Origin of the sequence: Nannocystis sp. RBIL2, from assembly GCF_026626745.1 — a bacterium.
In the GTDB taxonomy this organism is placed as follows: domain Bacteria; phylum Myxococcota_A; class Polyangia; order Nannocystales; family Nannocystaceae; genus Nannocystis.
On record NZ_JAPNJW010000001.1, the window covers coordinates 2,634,047 to 2,653,204 of the forward strand.

The window sequence follows — 19,158 nt, forward strand, 5'->3', positions numbered from 1 at the left end:
ACGGAGGAACCCATGGCCAGGTCACCTGTCACGCTCTGCATCGCGCTGTCTCTCGCGGCGGTCCCCGCCGCATGTGGTGGCAATGGCGGCACCACCGGCACCGACACGAATGGCGGCACCACCGGCGACACTGCCACGAATGGCGGCACCACCGATACCGCCACCGCCACCGACACCGAGGGCACCAGCGACTCCGACCAGCCCACCGGCGATCCAGTCACCCCCACCGCCTGCGAGGACGGCGGCACCTGCTCGTTCTGCGCCCCCGACACCTGGGGCGGCACTGCGCCGAACGCCGAGACCGACGTCGTGATCCCGGCGGGCAAGACCATCGTCGTCGATTGCCCCGCCGAGGCGCGGACGATCCGCATCGAGGCGGGCGGCACCCTGTTCGTCTCGCGCGAGGTCTCGACCACCCTCACCCTCCACGGCAACCTGCTCGTCGAGGGCACCCTCGACTACGGCACGCCCGACGATCGCGTGCCCGACGGCGTGACCGCCGAGATCATCTTCGCCGGCATGAACGACGCCGAATACGTCGGCACCCCCAGCGCGGGCGGCGGCGACGGCATGCACTCGGTCGACACGCCGATGACCGTCGTCGACGGCGACATCGGCCTGTGGGTGATGGGCGCCGGGACGCTGCGGGCCGCGGGCGCGGCGAAGCGCTCGTGGGGCAAGCTGGTCGACGGCGCGGCCGCGGGCGACCCCGGCTTCAGCCTCGACGGCGCCGACGGCTGGAAGGCCGGCGACCGCGTGGTGCTCACCCCGAGCGCGCCGCTCAGCGAGGGCGAAGGCATCATCGAGCACTTCGACGAGGGCACCATCGCCGCCGTCAACGGCGACGACATCACCCTCGCCGAGGCGCCGAAGTACCCGCACGACGGCTGCGCCGATTGCATGCGGCGCGGCGAGGCGGCCAACCTGTCGCGCAACGTCGTCATCCGCTCCGCCGACGACAGCGCCCACGCGCACATCCTCGTGGCCGAGCAGGGCCACGTCGAGATCGACAGCGTCGAGCTGCGCTGGCTCGGGCCGATCGTCCCCTGCACCGGGCTGCCCGAGGGCCACGCCTTCCCGCTGCGCCGCGCGCCGATCTGGTTCCACCAGCAGAAGGACGCCTCCGCCGGCTCGTTCGTGCGCCACGCCGCGATCTGGGGCGGCGACCTTCACTTCATCATGGTCGAGCAGTCGAACGGCATCGAGATCGCCGACGTCGTCGGCTACGACACCCAGGGCATGGGCTTCGGCCTGTTCTACGACAACGGCGGGTGCGGCACCTTCTGCGACGACCGCGAGAAGGCGTCGGCCGACGTGGTGTTCGACCACGTGCTCGCCGCCCGCGTCGGCGTCCCCGAGCGGGTCGACGGCTGCATCCGCGTCGACCACCGCATGGTCGGCGTCGCAGTCTCCGGCGGCGAGGGCTCCGGCGCGCGCGACTCGGTCGCCGTCGGCGTCGGCTACAATGGCAGCGGCGAAGACATCTCGGGCTTCGGCTGGCAGGAGGGCGGCTCGGGGCGCCCGACCAGCTTCGTGTTCGACGACAACGTCGCCCACCACAACCGCGGCCACGGGGCGATGATCTGGCACAACACCGAGCTGGCCCAGGCGCCCTACGCGACCAACGCGTTCTGGTCGAACGGCGCCTACGGCGTGCTGTGGGGCGCCTATCAGAACCCGTTCCTGCTCGCCGACGTGGTCGCGGTCGACAACGGCATGGCGTCGATCGGCGTCAAGGCGATCCCGTTCGACGACACCGCCCGCTTGAAGGGCGGCCTCGTCGACGACATCCGCGTCCTCGCCTACGTGTTCATCCAGGAGGGCCCGGCGATCTTCGAAAACGTCACCTTCACCGGCGACCGCGACGTCGCGGTGACGCAGCTGCACGAGAGCTGCGCCGAGGGCGACGAGGACGACCCGGCCGACACCAAGTGCCTGCGCGTGTGGCTGCGCTTCATCGATCCGGTGATCCCGGCCGGCGTGCTGCCGTTCGACTTCGGCCAGACCTTCAATCGCCACTCGATCTGGGAGGTCCGCGGCTTCTCCAGCCCCGACTACCCCGACCTGCCGCCGGACTTCGACCTCCACCGCGCCGACAACGAGGTCGAAGGCGGCAGCTACTACGCCCCCTTCGACGCCTGGCTCGTCCCGCGCTGAGCCCTCGGAATCATCGACCGCCGCCGCGCGGCCATCGCCCACGACCCGGACCTCGCCCACGACAGCCCGTTCTGGCACTCGTGCATACCAGGGCCGTGACGCCAGCGGCCGCGCTCGCCACGTCCGCGTCGAGGCGGGCGGCGAAGTCGGGGCGGTCCTCTGTATGACGTTCTGCCTGCTGGCCTCGCTGACCCTGGTGCCGGCATGCCTGCGCCGACCTCGCCGCCGAGGGGCTCGAGGAGCGCGTCGAGTGTCCTGCCCTGGGTAGCGACTGCAGCCACGCCCTCATACACCGGGTCGAGCTGCTGCCCGAGGCCGCGGACCCCAGCCCCGATCTGGGACACCAGCACCGACGCGGCCACGAGCTAGCCCAGCGTCAGCTCGCGGGAGATGACGAGCCAGCCGCCGATCGCCAGCACGCTGACGGTTGCCAGCACCTCGAGTGCGGCGCCAGTGACGACGTGACGGAGGAGCGTTGAGAAGTAGCTACCGCGTGCCTGCACTTGCAATTGGGCTCCCGGAGCGCCCGCGCCTCCGCGCCGAGCCCGGAGAGCATGACGGCGCGGCGCTGGGTCTTGCGACGTGAATCGACGGGCTGCTTAGAGAGGCACTTCTTTGTAATGGAGCTGCATGTCCCAGCTCGTGAGCCCCTGCCACATCCCCGAACACGTCATCTCGCTCCCAGTCTTCGAGCGCAACGTCATCGTGTAGGGGACGTTGAGGGTGCATTTCTCGACGGTGCAGGTGACCTTTACCGCGGAGTACGCGTCGACGTCCACATCAACAGTGAAGGAGTACTCGTTTTCGTAGGACTGTTCCTCGCCGTACGTCCGGGTCGTCTCGGTCGAGAGGCCCAGCTCGAGCGAGGCGCCGGCCTTGCGCTTCACCTTGGGGATCGGCGCCTTGAACTCCTTCCCTACCTGCAGGGAGACGCTGGAAGACTCGCTGTTCTCAAAATAGGAGGTCTCGGTCGTAGTCTCCCTCCTCGAAAACGAGAAGTGTTGCGGCTTAGGGTATTCGTTGCGGAGGGTAGTTGTATAGATCTCGGTGAGCTCTGGGTCGGTGCTCTGGGCGTTTTCCAGATCGTAGGTCACGCCGACGATCTCCATCGCCTCGTGGACATACTTCCAGAGCTGGCCGTTGTTGCCTCCGCCCTGGTAGAAGACGGCCAGCTGCGCCATGGTCTCGACTGCCCCCGGGCTCCAACTGACGCTGACGCCGCTGATCATCTGGTCGGTGTACCAGCTCGACCCGTCGTGGGTGAAGGTGTACCAGAGCTCACCGGTCTGGCGGGGACCACGGTGGAAGACGTAGAGTGTGGTGGCGCCGAACACGACTGCCGAGGGAGACGCGCTCACGCCGACGCTCGCCATCTTGACGGCGGAGGACCAGGTCGAGCCGTCGAAGGTCTGACACCACAGCTCACCGCTGTCGCCTCTGCCCTGGTAGAAGAGATAGAGCTTGTCCTTGAAGACGACTGCCGACGGGCTGGCGGACATCCCGACATTGGGGATCTGCCGATCGGAGGCCCACGTGGAGCCATTCGTGCTGGTGGTGTACCAGATCTGGCCGTTACCGCCCTTACCCTGGTGGAATACGTAGAGCGTGTCCCTGAAGACGACGGCCGAAGGGCTATCGGTGATGCCGATGTTGGAGATCAGAGTGTCGGCGGACCATCCTGCTCCATCGGATTTGGTGTACCAAAGCTGGCCGTTCTCGCCAGAACCATGGTGGAAAACGTACAGCGTGCCGTTGAAGACGACACCACACGGGCTGTACGAAATGCCATGGTTGGAGAGGCGTTGATCCGAGCTCCAGTTATTCCCCCCGTCGGTGCTCTGGATGTACCAGATCTGGCCATTCTCGCGGGAACCCTGATGGAACAGGTAGAGAGTGTCTTGGAAGACGACCGGTGCAGGGCTGCAGGACAGGCCGACGTTGGGAATTTGGGTGTTCTCGCCAGTGGCAAATGTAGCTTCGTTCATGGTGCTCCTGTTGATGACCACGACGGGTGACCGTCGTCTAGCTGAGATTGGATGGTGCTGAGGGTAAGCGGAGAGCTCACCGTGCGGGAGCTAAGCGAAATATCCACGACATGTCAATCGCCAAGAACGAGCGTGATGGTGGCTTTCGCGCGCATCAACGATCGGCGATTCGTCTTGCTCGGCGCGCGCGTATGCGCCGAGGATGTCGTGGTGTTGCTCTTTGCGCAATAGTGTTGCTCGTCCCGGTGGGGTGTGCAGACAACGGGCCAATCGCGCGTGTGAGATCGAGGTCGGAGCACGCCGCCCGACGCCTTGCGGCTCCAGCGTTTGCTGAAGGCCACCCTGAGGCGAACAGTCCGCCCGAACACGGCGGATCCGGCCGCAAAGTCGAGCCATTGGGGGGCCGTGGCGACGGCCTCGCCCTGGCCATGTCCAGACTCGTCGCCCTGGCCTGTGTGGTCCAGCGGCACGCACGAGGGGGGCCGTATCAACAGCGTGGGGCCCCAGGGTGTGGCGTCGGACGCTCAAGGTCGAGCGCATCGCCGCATCGACCTGCGCATCGCGGACTACCTCCTCGCGCGTCTCGAAAGAATCCGCGGGGACGAGGTCACGGTGGTGCTCCCTACGCCCGGTGGCTACGCCACGTCGAGCGTGATGATCGCCAACGCCCTCGGTCGCTTCCCGCGTTCGACCGCCGTGGTCCCGTACATGGCGCTCTCGGGCGGCCCTCTGATCGCACTCGGGGCCCGCGAGATCGCCATTGGGCGCTGCGCTGCGCTCTCGGCGGTCGACCCGGTAGGCCTCGTGTAGCGACGTCAGCTCCGCATCGTCCCCGACGGTCCCGACGAGGTCACCCCGCTTCGTGCTCGCGTTGACCCGCCACGAATACACCACCGAGGCCCGCGAGCTGCGCGAGCTGCTGTGGCGCGCAGTGGCGGCGAGCTCCGCCTCGCACCTGATCACGCCGCCCGGCCTGGTCACGCCGCCGGCACCGCCGCCCCCGCCCGCCCACACCGATCCGCGCAAGCTGTCGCGCGACCAGGTCGTGCACGTGCTGGCCCGCTGCGGCGGCGTGCGCGAGCGAGCCTGGCGCGAGCTCGGCCTCCGCAGCCGCGATCAGCTCAAGCGCCTCCTGAAGCGCCACGGCCTCGCGTGAGCGTGAACGGACGCGGCGGCGACGACTGCGAGTCCCGCTGCTCGCGGCCGCGGCCCAAGCGGGTGCGGATCTCTCTGACGACCCCTCGGCGACGCGACGAACCACTCGCTGCATCGACATGACGCAAACGTCGGGCACGCGAATCTTCAAACCTGCGCGAGGCGTCCGCAAGCACCACTCGGGCCAATCATCAGCGGCCGGCAGGGGAAATCTGCCCCGTGCGGCGCGCTCGCGCTCTGCTATCACGCCACCATCGATGGACGCATCTAGCTTTCGAGAGGCAATATTCCAGGTTCACAGCCACGGTCGCGACCGCGGCCACTATTTCCTGGCGGCGGAGGACCCGCGATTCGACGACCGCCACATCAGCGTCGCCGGCAAGCGGTTGCTGTCGTTCGGCAGCTGCTCGTACCTGGGCCTGGAGTTCGACCCCCGGCTGATCGACGGCGGGGTCGAGGCCTACCGCCGCTACGGCACCCAGACGTCGTTCAGCCGCGGCTACCTGTCCTGCCCGCTCTACCCGGAGCTCGAGGAGGACCTGCTGCCGCGCATCTTCGGCGTGCCGCAGGTGCTGCTGCTACCGAGCACCAGCATCGCCCACCACGTCGTGATGCCGGCGCTGCTGGCCGAGAACGACGCGATCGTCTGCGACCACCAGGTCCACCGCTCGGTCGACGACGCGATCACCCTGCAATGCGCGCGCAGCGGCGCGGCCAAGGTGGTCGTGAAGCACGGCGAGCTCGAGCGGGCGCTCGACATCGTCGGCCGGCTCGCGCGCACCCACCACCACGTGTGGTTCGCGTGCGACGGCGTCTATTCGATGTACGGCGACTTCTTGCCCGCCGGCTTCCTGCACGACCTGCTGGCCGTCGCGCCCAACGTGCGGCTGTTCATCGACGACGCCCACGGAATGAGCTGGGCCGGCGAGCGCGGGTGCGGGCACTTGCTGTCGCGCTTCCCGCTGGGCGACCGCGTCGTCCTGGTCACCTCGCTCGCCAAGGCGTTCGCCACCGGCGGTGGCGTCGTCGTCGTCCAGGACCGCCGCCTCCTCGAGACCGCGCGCCTGGTCGGCGGCCCGTTCTCGTTCTCGGGGCCGCTGCGCCCGGGCGACCTCGGGGCGAGCATCGCCTCGGCGCGGATCCACCTGAGCCCCGAACTGGCGACGCTCCAGGCCGCGCTGCGCGACCGGATCGCCCAGGCCAACGCGCTGTGCCGGACTCTGGCGATCCCGCTCGTCATCGCCAACGAGGCGCCGATCTTCTTCATCGCCCTGGGCCGCGTCGAGGCGGTGTACCTGATGGCCGAGCGCCTGCGCGACCAGGGCTTCCACGTCAACGTGTCCGGCTTCCCGGCCGTGCCCGCGAGCCGCGGCGGGCTGCGGATCGCCATCACCGCGATCCACGGCGCGGCGCAGGTCGACGCCCTGTTCCACGCGATCGCCGAGCACCTGCCAGCGGTGCTGGCCGCCGTCGGCGTGACGCGCGACGAGGTCGCGGAGCAGTTCGAGGGCGTGCTCCCGTCGTTCCTCCGCGCCGCGCGTCCACTGGCCCCCGCGGTCGAGCAGCTGCCCGAGCGACACGCCGCGCCGGCCGACGCGCTCACCGTCGAGACCCACGCGAGCGTCGATCGGCTCGACGCGAAGCTCTGGGACGCACTCGTCGGAGATCTTTCATACATCGACGCGCGCTCGATGCGGGCGGCCGAGCGCGTGTTCCACGGCGAGCACGCGCTCCGCGAGCACCGCTGGTCGTTCCGCTACGTGTTCGTCCGCAAGGGCGACGAGGTCGTCGCCGCGGCCCCGTTCACCACGGTGTGGATGAAGGACGACACGTTCATGAGCGCGACCGTCAGCGCGGCGCTCGAGCGCGAGCGCGTCGCCGATCCGTACCTGTTCACCTCGCGCGCGGTGGTGATGGGCAACATGGCGTCCGAGGGCGAGCACATGTTCCTCGCCCGCGGCCCGGGCCGCGCCGCCGCGCTGATCGCCCTCGCCGAGGCCGGCGTCGCCGAGATGAAGGCGCAGGGCTGCAGCACCCTGGTCCTCCGCGATCTCGCCGACGACCCCGAGCTCGTGCGCGTGCTGACCGGCCAGGGCTTCGTACCCGTCCCGCTGCTCGAGCGCTACCTCGTGTCGCTCGACTGGCGCGGCGAGGCAGCCTTCATCGCCGCGTTGCCGAGCCACCGTCGGCGGCGACACGTCCGCGCCGTCCACGAGCAGTCGCCCCTGTTCGAGGTCGAGGTGTGGGACAGCCGCAGCGCCGCGTCGGACGACGAGCTCGGCCACCTGTACGCGCTCTACCGCAGGATGGCGGCGAAGAACCTGCGGATCAACATCTTCCCCCTCCCGCCGGAGCTGCTGCGGGCGCAGCTCGAGAGCGGCTCGTGGGAGTTCGTGCTGCTGCGGCGCCGGGGCGGCGGCCCAGTGGTCGCGTGGGCCGCCACGCGCCCGGCCGGTCGCGAGTACCGCGCCCTGTACTGCGGCGTCGACTACGACGATTTCCTCACCGGCGAGGTCAACCCCTATCGCCAATTGCTGTGGCAGTTGGTCCGCCGCGCCGGCCAGCTCGGCTGCGAGCGCCTGCACCTCGGCATGGGAGCCGACCGGGAGAAGACGCGCTTCGGCGCCACGGCCTCGCCCGCGCTCGCGCTCGTGCGAGCGGACGACGCCTTCGCGGCGACCCGCCTGCAGGAGTTCGTGACGCAGACGGCCCTGCGCAGCGCCGGCCGCTCGTAGGCCGATCACGGCAAACGTCGTAGACGCAAAGGACATGTTCAAAGGGACATGTCCTTTGCGACTGCAGCTTCCGGGTGAGACCTGCGATCCCGAGCAAGGCGAAGAGCGGACGCGCGACTCCGGCGACTCGACCGCGCGGGCGCCGGCCTCACGACCTCGGCTCGCGCCGATGTCCTCACCACGTGCCGCATCTCGACACTCGCCATCACCGCGATGATTCCCGGGCGCAGTCCTCGCGCGCAGCTCTCGCTCCCCGTCCGGCCGATCACGACCTCGCCCGAGCTCTACGGCCTCGACCGCCCCGCCGGCGGCCGATATGCTTATTAAATGTCCTTCGAGGCATGGCGCGCCAGACTCCCGCGGCTGACGGGCATCTCGATGCTCGCCAGGCTCGCCACGCTGCGCCCGCGCGACGCCGACTACGTCGTCCTCGAGATCGACCCGGGCGGGCCGTGGACCGCCCTGCTGGAGGCCGTCCCGGCGACGCAGTGCTTGCTCGGCGCTGCCGCGGCCGGCCCGAACCTCGAGCGAGCCCTCGCCGCGCGCCTCGGCGACGACGCCACTGCGCGAGCCCTGTGCGAGCTCCTCGCCGGCCCGTTCCCTCCCGTGCGCCCGCTCTGCCCGCTCGACGACGGGTGGCGCCCCCGGCTCCGTCCGCTCGCGCTCGGGCGCCCCGGCGACCCAGTCGACCACGGCCTCTTCCCCTCGCGCACGAGCAAGCTGGCGCGGCTGCTCCTGGCCGCCGCGGGGGACTACCCGACCGACGTGGTGCTCCAGGCGGCCCGCGACGCCTACGCCCGCGGTCGGCCGTACCACGCCCACGACGCGATCGCGTGCGCCCTGGTGTGCGCGGGAGCCCCCGCCCGCACCCTGCTGCGCGAGCGCCTGCGAGACACCCGCGCCCAGCGTGGCTGGCGCTCACGCAAGCAGACGCACACGCTCGGGCGGTGGGCGCAGCGAGCCGGATACCTGTCCGAAGAGACAGACTCATAAAGCTTGCGCAGAAGCGAGTCGCACGCCGCTATCCCGCCCCGCCCTCGACGCCGCAGCCACGGGCTCCGCAGCCGTGGAGCGGCGCGAGCTGCCGACTCCTACCTTTTTTTGCAGGACCGAGCGACCGTGGTCGAAGAGACCAGCCACGCGAGCGCCAGCGCCGCGTCCCACTCGTTCGTCACATCGGCCGCCAGAGACAGCCCGGCGGGCACGGTCGATCAACCGACCGCCGTCTACCTCAAGACCCTGCGCCAGGGCGGGCGGATCGGGCCGCAGCGACGGCCCGCCTACCAGCTCGCCTCGCTCACCGCCAAGCACGACTACCCCTCGGTCGACGCCGGCGCCAAGGCCGTGCGCGAGCACTGCATCGGGCGCAAGGCCAACCAGTCCGGCAAGTCGGCCACGACCATGCCGGAGATCATCGCCCTGCAGGGGACGCGGTAATGGATCGCATCCGGGACAGTCGTGATCTCGTACTTGGTTAAGCGCCCACCGGAACTCGACCCGCTGGCCCGAGTCGGTCAGTTCCGGGCCGCTCATGCCCAAGCATGCCGACGACCGCCGACGCCCAGCAACACGGCGCCGACCACCATCATCGTGCCGCTGGCGACCGCGAACCCGAGGGTCTGCGCCTCCTGCCGCTGATAGTCCCGCCACAGCGCGGCGTCCTGGGCGAGCTGCTGGTCGGTTGCATAGCCATCGACCATGTCGTGAAGCGCACGCGCTTCGCGGCGTGTCTCGAGCAGACCGGCACCCGTATAGGTGGCCACACCGGCGAGCGAGAGGCTGCACGCGAGCGCCACGCCGCCGGCGATCATCAGGCCCCGACCGGCACTGCACCTCCGGGATCGCGGGGCCATCCCCGACGTCGACCGCGAGCTGGGCGACGATGCGGGCGTGATGGCTGCGGACGGACGAGGGCGGGCGGACGACCTTCGTCCGCCCGCTTCGCCGGACGCGCCACGCCGGGCCGACGAGTTCATTTTATTGAATCACCCGAGGAGGCCCTGTCGCGCATCATGTGCACGTGATCGAGGTCGGGCCCGAACCCGTGCGGCCTGACCTCGACGACGGAAAACCCGTGCTTCGCGTAGAAGGCCTGCACCTTCTGCGACGTGTGCGTCTGGATGCGGCGGATCTGCGGGTGCTCGGCGAGGAACGACTCGAGGCGGTGGGCCAGCAGCTTCGTGCCGACCCCGCTCCGCTGGCGGCTCGCGTCGACCATGCCCCAGCACAGCGTCGCCGTGATCCCGTCCCGCTCGGCCGCGATCCCGCCGGACGCGATGATTCGTCCGCCGTCCTCGACCACGAAATACGGCCCCGGCAGCGTGTCGAGGAAGCGCCCCATCTCGGCCTCCTCGGCGGGCGAGAAGTGCTCGGGGGTGTTGCTGCGCAGGAGCTCGAGACAAGCTTCGCGGTCGGCCGGAGTGTAAAGGCGAATGTTCATGGCAGGCGCGAGGAACATAGCCCAGCCTCGCGGCTCGCCGCGGACGATTCTGCACGCCAGCGAAGACGCGTCGCGGCGGTCGATCAGAAGCCGACCTTCAGGCCGAGGACCGGCAAGATCGGCAGGCCGACGACCGCGCGCGTGCCGGCGTAGGTGGCCGAGTAGAGCACGCCCTCGGCGTTCTGGCGGTTATAGACGTTCATCACGTCGAGGTAGGCGGAGACGATGCAGCGGTGCAAGATCCACGTGCGATCGACGCGCAGGTCGAGCTGGTGAAACACGGGCATGCGGGCGCTGTTGGTCGCGCCCGTGAGGGGCACCACGGAGCCGTCCGCTCCCTCCACGCCGCCGACGAAAGGAGTGTAGGGCAGCCCGGTGACGAGGCGGAAGCGAGTGGCGATCGACCAGCGGCGCGGGAGCCTGTAGCCGACGAGCATGACGAGGTTGTGCCGCTGATCGAAGTCGGCCGGGGTGCGGTCGATGCGAGCGGCGAAGGTGGTGCTGGCGGTCGAGTGCATCCACGTATACGCCAGCCAGCCGTAGAGCCGCGCGGTGAGGTCGTGGCGCAGCATGACCTCGACGCCGTGGGTGGCCGAGCCGCTGGCGAACACTTGAGGCCCGGTCACGGACGGGTTGGCGGGGTCCTCCGCCGCAGGGTCGTACGAAGGGGGCGGGAGGTTGTCGCGGATCTGGCGATAGAAGAAAGTCGCCTCGAGGTCGAGCGAATCGGTGAGGTCGAGGTGGAGGTTGGCGCTGTACTGGGTGGCTCGCATGGCGCCGAGTCGGCCGGTGGGCGCGAACTCGAGCTGCGGATCGAGGAACCGGGTCGCCCCGGGGAGGATGAGCCCCGAGTACAAAAAGCTGCTGGTCGGGGTGCCCTCCCAGCTCGACACCAGGCCGGCGGAGATCAGGGAGCGGTTCAGGCTCGGCTGCGAGTAGAGGCCGGCGGCCAGCTGGATTCGTACGCGCGGGTGCGGCGTGTAGCGCAGCAGCACGCGCGGGTCGAACGCGAACGCGTGATTCTCGGCGCCGGTGAAGGCGTTGAGGCGCGCGCCGGCGATGACCGCGAAGCGGCCGACGTCGAGCTGCGAGGACAGGTACAGGCCGGTGGTGGTCAACAGGCCGCGGCCGGACTCGTCGACCGGCGGCTGCATGTACGGGGAATATTGCAGACGCGTGGTGTAGCGATCGAGCTGGGTGTCGAGGCCGAGGGTGACGTGGAGCGGTCTCACCGGGCGCACGCTGGCCTCGGCGCGCAAAAGGCCGACGACGTCGCCGCGGCGGTGATGCGAGCCGCTCTCGTAGAGGGTGCGATCGAGGCGCACGGCCGGCGCGAGCAGGAAGTCCCAGCGGCCGAGGCGCTTGCGATACGCGAGGTCGACGCGGTGGAAGCTGTTCTGCATCGTCAGGAAGAACTTGCCGTCGAGGCCCGGGACATTGAAGGTGTCCTGGGCGCCGAGCAGGCGGGCGGTGATGGTGCCGCCGCGGCCCGCCGGGTGGTCGATGATGAATTGGTAATCGTGGTAGCGCGGAGCGAGGAAGTCGGAGATGACGTCATTGGGCAATGCCTGGAGCGCGAGGTCGAGGTAGCCGCGCTGGGCGGCCAGGAGCATCGAGCCGCCCTTGCCGAACGGCCCCTCGACGAGGGCACCGACCGAGGTGATGTCGAGCTTGGCGTGGCCGTGCACCCCGTCGCGCCGGCCGACGCGCGGGGTCAGGTGGACGATGCCGCCGACGGCGTTGCCATAGTGGGCGGAGAAGTTGCCAGGCACGTATTCGAGGCCCTGGAGGACGCCGGGCTGGACGACGCTGGCGAGGCCGGGGATGTGGAAGGCGCGCGGCAGCGGGTGCTCGCCGAAGAAGACTTGCGATTGATTGGGGGCGGCGCCGCGGAGAATGAGCAGACCGAGGCCGCCGGGGACGCGGGCGACGCCGGGCAGGTTTTGTAGGGCGCGCAATGGGTCGCCCTGGCTGCCGGGGAGGTTGCCGATCTCCTCGGGCGAGAGGCGCGTGCTGGTCGCGCTCGGCCGGGTGACGCGCTCCTGCTGGACGATCGTGCGATAGCCGCCGGTGCCGGCGGGTTGCAGGTAGATCACCGGTGGCTTGCGACGGCGCCAGAAGCTCGCGGAGGTCGGTTGCTCGAAGCGCTGGTGACCGGCGGCGACGATGACGAGGTCGAATTCCTGGCTGGGAAGGTCCGCGAGGACGAACCGACCGTCGGGGCCGGAGACGGCCGAACGCTGCCACTGCCGGCCGCGGCGCGCGCTGGCGACGACGCGCGCGCCGGCGAGGGGGACGCGCTCGCCGGCGCTGCGCAGCTGACCCTGTACGACGGCACGAGCGGGCCGTTCGACGGCCGCGGGCGCCGCGAGCGTGGCGGCGACGGCGAGGGGGGCGAGCAGGCCGAAGATCATGGCGCGGAGCCGTCGGCGACGAAGCGCAGCTCGGCGAAGTCGACGCCGCCACGTCCGTCCCTGACATCCACGTAGAGCGTGGTCGGCACGACGTCGTGCGGGACGGTCCACTGCAGCTCGGTGTGCCAGGCGTCGGCGTGCGGCTCGTAACCGTCGATCGGGGCGCTGAACCAGCCGCGCCACTGGAGCGACTCGTTCCGCAGCGACGGCTCGCCCGACCCGGGCTCACCCCCCTCCCCGTTCGTCATGACGTAATACGATTGCGCGGAGCCGGCGGCGAAGATCGGCTCGACGGAGATTCGCTCGCCGCGGCGCACGGGGACGTCGGCGCCCGGGTCGGCGACGAGCTCGATGCGCGTGCCGCTGCGCTCGCGGGTGACGGCGAACGCGGTGATCTCGGGGTTGGTGTCGACCTCCTGCTCGCGGAACTCCTGCGGGAGCGCGGGCAGATCGCCGAACGGGAGGACGGCCCAGGCCGGGCCGAAGTACACGTGCGTCCTGCTGAACAGGCACGATTCGGACGGCGAGATCGGCTGCGTGCTCAGGCGTTCGAGGCAGGACGCGGGCGCGAGCTCGGGCTGCCGGCTGCCGATGACGATGAGCGGGAGGAGGTACGGGATGTCGCCGCCGGAGGAGAAGGCCCCCGCCAGCCCGGCGCGGATCTGCCAGCCCTCGCCGAGTCGACAGGTCTCGGGGGGCGAGAGCGGGAGCGGCGAGGGACAGTCTTTCAGCCCCACGAAGTCGAGCTGGGCGATGGCGTTGTTGACGCCGGAGTCGATGCAATTGTTGTCGCAGACGAGCCAGATCGGCGGCGGCAGCTCGTCCTCCGCGGCGGTGACGTGCCAGGTGAACTCGACGGTGTCGAGCGGTAGCAGGGTCGCGCGGCGCTTGCCCTCGGGGACGTGGAGCAGCGACGCATAGCCGCCGGGCTCGACGACCTCGACCTTGACCCCGCGGAAGCGAGGGTCGGTGACCACCCATTCAGGCTCGACGGGGATGCAGGCGCCCGCCAGGCACGAAAGGACACCGGTGAGGGCCCCGAAGCCGGCAGACCGCATGCGGGCGTCAAGGTAGCGCACGCGACCGGTCGAGGCCAGCGCGCGTGCTCGTGCGCGACGTGCGGGCGCGTGTGTCAGGTCCAGTCGCGTGGTGTGCGACGCGCCTGGCGCTCGGGGCATGTCCGATGGGACAGCCTCGATCATCGGCCCGGCCAGACGTCGAGGGGCCGCCGCCGGGCCGATCGATTCCTGCCGGCACGGAAGCTTCGCTCAAGCTCGCCGGCGCGATGCGACCGCGAAGCGCCGGCGATACTCACCGGGCGACAGGCCGAGGATCCGCTGGAAGATCTTGCGAAACGCCCCGGGATCGCCGTAGCCGACCTTCCATGCCACCTCTGCGATCGACAGGTCGAGGCGCTCCAGCAGGTCGCGGGCCTTGCCGACGCGGAGGTGTTGCAGGTACTGCGCCGGCCGCAGCCCCGTCGCCTTGACGAAGCGGCGCAGGAACGTCCGCTCGCCGAGCCCCGCGCAGGCCGCCATCGCCGGCAGCGCGATCGCCTCGGCGCTGCGCGCCTGCAGCCAGCGCTGGACCTTGCGGATGGCAGCGTCGCCGTGGCCCAGCTCCGGCGAGAACACGCTGTAGAAGCGCTGCTCGCGGCCGCCCGGGTCGACCAGGAGTAACGCGCGACCGTCAGCATGATCGCCGGGCCGAACAGGCGCTCCACCAGCTTCAGCCCGAGGTCGGTCCACGCCATCAGCCCCCCTGCAGTGATCACGTCGCCGTCCTCGACCAGCAGCCGGTCCGTGGCGAGCGCGATCTCGGGGAAGCGCGCCGCGAACTGCCCCGCGAGCGCCCAGTGGGTCGTCGCCACCCGCTCCGCGAGCAGCCCGGCCTCCGCCAGCAAGAACGCCCCCGCGCACACCGAGCACACCAGCGTCCCCTCGCCGTGGCGAGCGGCCAGCCACGCCGAGGTCGGGCCCGCGCTCTCGCCCGGCGTGCCCTCGAGGCTCGGCGGGACGATGACGACCGCGAGCGGCGGCGCCGGCGGCGGCCCCTCCTCCGGGCGCCAGTGCACGACCTCGGCCCGGGCGCGGGTGCCCGGGCGCTCCGCGGCGAAGCGGTTCGCCACCTCGAACAGATCGCTCAGCCCGTACACCGCCGACAGCTGGGCGCCCGGGTACACGAGGATGGCGACGCGCTGCGACTCCGGCCTGGCAGGCATGTGTCAGTTTTGCCACGAAGAAAGTCACTCTTGCCGCTCGTGGACCCGTGGCGCGGCCCCTAGCCTCACGCCATGCCTCGACGCGCCCTGATCGTCATCGACCTCCAGAACGACTACTTCCCCGGCGGCAAGTGGACCCTCGTCGGCATCGACGCGGCCGCCGCCAACGCGGCGCGCCTCCTCGCTGCGGCTCGCGCTGCCGGTGACCTCGTCGTCCACGTCCGCCACGAGAACCCCGCCCCAGGCGCCCCCTTCTTCGTCCCCAACAGCGACGGCGCCAAGTTCCACGCCTCCGTCCATCCGGCGCCCGGTGAAGAGGTCGTGCTCAAGCACCAGATCAACTCCTTCCGCGAGACCAACCTCAAGGAGATCCTCGACCGTCACGACGTCCGCGAGCTCGTGATCGCCGGCGCCATGAGCCACATGTGCATCGACGCCGCCACGCGCGCCGCGGCCGACCACGGCTACGCCGTGACCCTGATCCACGACGCATGCGCCTCGCGCGACCTCGAGTTCGGCGGGGTCCGCGTCCCGGCGGCCCACGTCCACGCCGCCTTCATGTCCGCCCTCGGCTTCGCCTACGCGACCCTCGTCGCCACCGACGTCTTCCTGGCCGAGCGCTGAGCGCCCTGCGAGCCCCGCCCGCGGCGCTCGTTCACGCCTTGGCCCGCGGTTTCGCGGGCGAGCCCAGGAGCTCGCGCGCCGGCACACTCGCGATTGAGCTGGCCATCGGGCTCTGGAGGAGCTCGCCGAGCTCCCGGAGCGAAAGAGAGGGAAGCTTCTGCTTCAAGCGCTCGAGGACGTCGCCCGTCTCGAGGTCTGCGAGCGCGTCCTGGAACTGCTGGCGAATTCGCTCAACTGGGGTCACGGGCGGACTGTACAATGTTTCCTGGCATTTTGCGCCCGCGGTGATGCCGCCAGCCGCGGCGTCACCACCGCGACGATCGTGCGATAGCAGCAATCGCAGACGACGTCCTCGAGACGACCTCTCGCTGCGCCACGACGAGGTCCGCGTCCGCCGATCGAGGACCCTGCGACGACCATCGCCGATGCAGAGCCCTCTTCCGGGCGACGCCCGTCAACCGGGCCGGACGCGGCGCAGCAGCAGGGCGACGTCGGCGTCGTAGTCGAGCACCGCGGGGTCGTCGATGAATTGCTCGACGTCGATCGCGTAGCTGCGACCGTCGTCGACCGCCAGCTCGCCGCGGTGGCCCGAGAACAGCGCCAGCGCCTCGTCGACGCCGAGCCCGGCGACAATCGCCGCCCTGGTCGGGGCAGGCGGTCGCCAGATTCACCATTGCCAGTACGAAGATAAGCCGAAGACCGTAATGCATGCGAAACGGTGCGCAATCGCCGATGACGCGTCAAGCCGCGAGCCCCTGCTAGCTCGGCGAGCGTCTCGTGGCCGGCCGCGAGCACTCACGCGTCGCTCGCTAGTTCTCGCTCGTCGTCGCGCCGCAGAGCCGCGCCGTCAGCGAGCCGGACCCGCCTCGACGAGCTCGTGAAACGAGGCGTCCAGCTCGGCTCTGGCGGGCCGCGCCAGCTGGCGAACCACCGCGCCGTCGCGCATCCACACGAAGTTCGGCCACAACTTGACCCGGAACGAGCGCCCCAGCGCCCGCCCCGGGCCGTCTTCGACCTTCACGTGTTCGACCTCGGGGTGCCGCGCCAGCAAGGCCTTCACGCCGGGCGCCGCGGCCTGGCAGTAGCCGCACCAGGCGGTGCCGAACTCGACGAGCACGAGGCCCTTCCGCTGGTCCAGCTGCTCGCGCGTGGGCGCGTGATCGGGATCGAGGTACTCGGGCGCGAATGACATTTTTCTTAAAAAAGCCGTCCTGCCGGGAGTGTGGCCGCGACGGCGCGGGATACCAGTGCGCATCGACCGCGAGGACGAGAGGCGGCCGCATGGCCCCGCTGCCGACCGCTCCGCGACGCCCGCCCGCGCGGCCCGAATCGCATCGGGTCCGGCCGAGCCGCCCGCGGCGCGCCAGCGCAGCCGACGCGGCGGGCCCATCGGTGCGCAGCGGGCCGCTCCGCTGCTGTCCCACGGGACAGGTCAACGGCGCGACCGCGCGAACACCAGCGCGGCCATCGGCAGCACCAGCCAGAAGCCCGAGACGGGGATCGCCAGGCCGCCGAGCAGCGCCAGCGCGAGCAGCCACCAGCCGAACTCGCGCGGCAGCGGGCGCTCGCGCTCGAGGAACGCCAGCGCCCGCCCGCCGATCATCATCAGGACGCCGGCGACCAGGAACCAGAACACCACCTCGCGGTCGCGGTCGACCTCGACCGCGCCGACGTAGCCGTCGCGCACGATCGCCAGGGCAACCCCGCCGCCGAGCGCGAGCCCGACTGCCTCGTGGAGGATCCCGCTCCACAACAGCAGCGTCCCCACCCCGACTCCATACGCTCGCGTATGTCCCATACGCTTGCGTATGTCCCATACCCAGGCGTATTGTCAAGCCGTGACGAAGCGCGCCACCCGGGGACGCCGTCTCGTGACCCGCGAGGACTGGGCTGACGCCGCGCTCGCGGCGCTGGGCGAGCGCGGCCTCGCCGGGGTCGCCGTCGAGCCGCTCGCGCGCGCGCTCGGGGTCACCAAGGGCAGCTTCTACTGGCACTTCAAGGACCGGCGCGAGCTGGTCGCGGCGGCGCTGGCCCGCTGGGAGGCGGTCGCGGTCGACGACCCGATCGCCGCGCTCGCGGGGGTCGACGACCCGGCCGAGCGGCTGCGCCGGCTGGTGGCGATCGCCTGGGAGCGGCCGGAGCACCTGCGCGCCGAGCAGACGCTCGCGGCCGCCAGCGAACCGGAGATCGCCGGCGTGGTCGCCCGCGTGACCGCGCGTCGCCTCGAGTTCCTCGTGCAGGCCTACCGCGAGCTCGGCGAGCCCCCGGCGCGCGCGCGGCAGTGGGCCGCCACCGCGATGGCGACCTACCTCGGCACGGGCCTGCTGCTGCGCGCCGCCCCCGAGGTCGCGCCGACCGACGCGGCCTTCCGCGCCCTGGTGCGGCACTTCGCCGCGACGCTGCTGCCCGCGAGCTCACGCTGACGCGCGACGGCTCGCCGCGAGCGACTCACGAAGAGTCGCTCGCAAGATTTTTGGCTCGACCGGATGCACGCGGCACCCGCCGACCTGTTCGCCGCGAGCGACTCACGGACAGTCGCTCGCACGATTTTTGGCTCGACCGGATGCACGCGGCACCCGCCGACCTGTTCGCCGCGGCGACGCCTTGCCGCGCGCGGCGAACGAATCCGGCTCAGCCCTTGTTGCCCGGCTGCGGAACCAGGCGCAGGTACGGCTTCACGGTCTTCCAGCCGTCGGGGAACCGCTCGCGCGCCTCGTCGTCGCTGACCGACGGCACGATGATCACGTCCTGGCCGTCGCGCCAGTTCACCGGCGTCGCCACCTTGTGCTGCGCCGTCAGCTGCAGCGAATCGATGACGCGCAAGATCTCGTCGAAGTTGCGGCCCGTCGACGCCGGGTAGGTGATCGACAGCTTGACCTTGTTGTCGGGGCCGATCACGTACACCGAGCGCACCGTCAGCGTGTCGCTCGCGTTGGGGTGGATGAGCCCGTACAGCTCGCTGACCTTGCGGTCGGCGTCGCCGATCACCGGGAAGTTGACCGCGGTGCCCTGCGTCTCCTCGATGTCCTTCTCCCAGCGGTGGTGGGACTCGACCGGGTCGACCGACAGGCCGAGCACCTTCACGCCGCGGCGCTCGAACTCGGGCTTCAGCTTCGCGGTGTAGCCGAGCTCGGTGGTGCACACCGGCGTGAAGTCCTTCGGGTGCGAGAACAGGATGGCCCAGCTGTCGCCCTTCCACGCGTAGAAGTCGATCGGGCCGTGGGTGGTGTCCGCCTGGAAGTTCGGGGCAGTGTCGCCGAGACGAAGTGTCATGGTGTCTCTCCGTTCACTATGCTGCGCTAGACTTCGTCAAAGTAGACACGCTGTCAAGCCGCGCCGACGCGATCGCCTCGGCGCGCGCTGCGAGTCGCGCGCTCGCCAAGCGAGCGTCGCGTCTCGCCGGAGGTCCTTGAAATTTCAAGCCTTA

At 70.4% G+C, this 19,158-nt stretch carries 18 protein-coding genes and 1 pseudogene; 8 read left to right on the plus strand and 11 right to left on the minus strand.

Annotation, left to right across the window (positions count from 1 at the left end; all coding sequences use genetic code 11):
• The first annotated feature begins 12 nt into the window (after positions 1 to 12).
• A complete protein-coding gene (locus OV090_RS10230) occupies positions 13 to 2,157 on the plus strand; it encodes a G8 domain-containing protein (protein WP_267703394.1) in 2,145 nt (714 codons plus the stop codon).
• Between the two features lie 365 nt (positions 2,158 to 2,522).
• Here the strand turns inward: OV090_RS10230 and OV090_RS10235 are convergent, their stop codons facing one another.
• Both OV090_RS10235 and OV090_RS10240 read right to left on the minus strand, forming a co-directional pair.
• Positions 2,523 to 2,660 (minus strand): hypothetical protein, encoded by a 138-nt coding sequence (locus OV090_RS10235; protein WP_267703395.1) that lies wholly within the window; start codon positions 2,658 to 2,660, stop codon positions 2,523 to 2,525.
• A gap of 96 nt (positions 2,661 to 2,756) precedes the next feature.
• Positions 2,757 to 4,142 carry a hypothetical protein gene (locus OV090_RS10240; RefSeq protein ID WP_267703396.1) on the minus strand — a complete coding sequence of 462 codons (1,386 nt, stop codon included), beginning with the start codon at positions 4,140 to 4,142 and terminating at the stop codon, positions 2,757 to 2,759.
• Between the two features lie 510 nt (positions 4,143 to 4,652).
• Here OV090_RS10240 and OV090_RS50605 point away from each other — a divergent pair.
• From OV090_RS50605 to OV090_RS10265, 5 genes are all read left to right on the plus strand, one after another.
• Complete coding sequence (locus tag OV090_RS50605; protein ID WP_267703397.1) at positions 4,653 to 4,952, plus strand: hypothetical protein; 300 nt, start codon at positions 4,653 to 4,655, stop codon at positions 4,950 to 4,952.
• A 61-nt stretch (positions 4,953 to 5,013) separates the two neighbouring features.
• Positions 5,014 to 5,298 (plus strand): nitrogen fixation protein NifQ, encoded by a 285-nt coding sequence (locus OV090_RS10250; RefSeq protein WP_267703398.1) that lies wholly within the window; start codon positions 5,014 to 5,016, stop codon positions 5,296 to 5,298.
• A 256-nt stretch (positions 5,299 to 5,554) separates the two neighbouring features.
• Complete coding sequence (locus OV090_RS10255; protein ID WP_267703399.1) at positions 5,555 to 8,032, plus strand: bifunctional aminotransferase class I/II-fold pyridoxal phosphate-dependent enzyme/GNAT family N-acetyltransferase; 2,478 nt, start codon at positions 5,555 to 5,557, stop codon at positions 8,030 to 8,032.
• Between the two features lie 327 nt (positions 8,033 to 8,359).
• A complete protein-coding gene (locus tag OV090_RS10260; RefSeq protein WP_267703400.1) occupies positions 8,360 to 9,025 on the plus strand; it encodes a hypothetical protein in 666 nt (221 codons plus the stop codon).
• Between the two features lie 126 nt (positions 9,026 to 9,151).
• A complete protein-coding gene (locus OV090_RS10265) occupies positions 9,152 to 9,469 on the plus strand; it encodes a hypothetical protein (RefSeq protein WP_267703401.1) in 318 nt (105 codons plus the stop codon).
• Positions 9,470 to 9,561: 92 nt separating this feature from the next.
• Here the strand turns inward: OV090_RS10265 and OV090_RS10270 are convergent, their stop codons facing one another.
• The 6 genes and pseudogenes from OV090_RS10270 to OV090_RS50615 form a co-directional block, all read right to left on the minus strand.
• Positions 9,562 to 9,843 carry a hypothetical protein gene (locus tag OV090_RS10270; RefSeq protein WP_267703402.1) on the minus strand — a complete coding sequence of 94 codons (282 nt, stop codon included), beginning with the start codon at positions 9,841 to 9,843 and terminating at the stop codon, positions 9,562 to 9,564.
• A gap of 161 nt (positions 9,844 to 10,004) precedes the next feature.
• Positions 10,005 to 10,472, minus strand: a complete 468-nt coding sequence (locus OV090_RS10275) for a GNAT family N-acetyltransferase (protein ID WP_267703403.1) — start codon at positions 10,470 to 10,472, stop codon at positions 10,005 to 10,007.
• Positions 10,473 to 10,555: 83 nt separating this feature from the next.
• Positions 10,556 to 12,886 (minus strand): TonB-dependent receptor, encoded by a 2,331-nt coding sequence (locus OV090_RS10280; RefSeq protein WP_267703404.1) that lies wholly within the window; start codon positions 12,884 to 12,886, stop codon positions 10,556 to 10,558.
• Positions 12,883 to 13,944: a hypothetical protein gene (locus tag OV090_RS10285; RefSeq protein WP_267703405.1), complete on the minus strand. Its 1,062-nt coding sequence runs from the start codon at positions 13,942 to 13,944 to the stop codon at positions 12,883 to 12,885. Before OV090_RS10285 ends, OV090_RS10280 begins: the two co-directional genes overlap by 4 nt.
• Before the next feature lie 210 nt (positions 13,945 to 14,154).
• Positions 14,155 to 14,634 carry a helix-turn-helix domain-containing protein gene (locus tag OV090_RS50610; protein WP_267703406.1) on the minus strand — a complete coding sequence of 160 codons (480 nt, stop codon included), beginning with the start codon at positions 14,632 to 14,634 and terminating at the stop codon, positions 14,155 to 14,157.
• A gap of 29 nt (positions 14,635 to 14,663) precedes the next feature.
• Positions 14,664 to 15,107: pseudogene (locus OV090_RS50615) on the minus strand (GlxA family transcriptional regulator); the annotation flags it as partial.
• Positions 15,108 to 15,179: 72 nt separating this feature from the next.
• Here OV090_RS50615 and OV090_RS10300 point away from each other — a divergent pair.
• On the plus strand, positions 15,180 to 15,731 hold the full coding sequence (locus tag OV090_RS10300) for a cysteine hydrolase family protein (protein ID WP_267703407.1): 552 nt from the start codon (positions 15,180 to 15,182) through the stop codon (positions 15,729 to 15,731).
• An 847-nt stretch (positions 15,732 to 16,578) separates the two neighbouring features.
• Here OV090_RS10300 and OV090_RS10305 read toward each other — a convergent pair.
• On the minus strand, positions 16,579 to 16,923 hold the full coding sequence (locus OV090_RS10305) for a thioredoxin family protein (RefSeq protein ID WP_267703408.1): 345 nt from the start codon (positions 16,921 to 16,923) through the stop codon (positions 16,579 to 16,581).
• 240 nt (positions 16,924 to 17,163) lie between these two features.
• Positions 17,164 to 17,499 carry a DUF6463 family protein gene (locus OV090_RS10310; protein WP_267703409.1) on the minus strand — a complete coding sequence of 112 codons (336 nt, stop codon included), beginning with the start codon at positions 17,497 to 17,499 and terminating at the stop codon, positions 17,164 to 17,166.
• A 70-nt stretch (positions 17,500 to 17,569) separates the two neighbouring features.
• On the opposite strand from OV090_RS10310, the gene OV090_RS10315 reads away from it, so the two are divergent.
• Positions 17,570 to 18,154: a TetR/AcrR family transcriptional regulator gene (locus tag OV090_RS10315; protein WP_267703410.1), complete on the plus strand. Its 585-nt coding sequence runs from the start codon at positions 17,570 to 17,572 to the stop codon at positions 18,152 to 18,154.
• A gap of 208 nt (positions 18,155 to 18,362) precedes the next feature.
• On the opposite strand, the gene OV090_RS10320 is transcribed toward OV090_RS10315, so the two are convergent.
• On the minus strand, positions 18,363 to 19,004 hold the full coding sequence (locus tag OV090_RS10320; RefSeq protein ID WP_267703411.1) for a peroxiredoxin: 642 nt from the start codon (positions 19,002 to 19,004) through the stop codon (positions 18,363 to 18,365).
• Positions 19,005 to 19,158 lie beyond the last annotated feature (154 nt).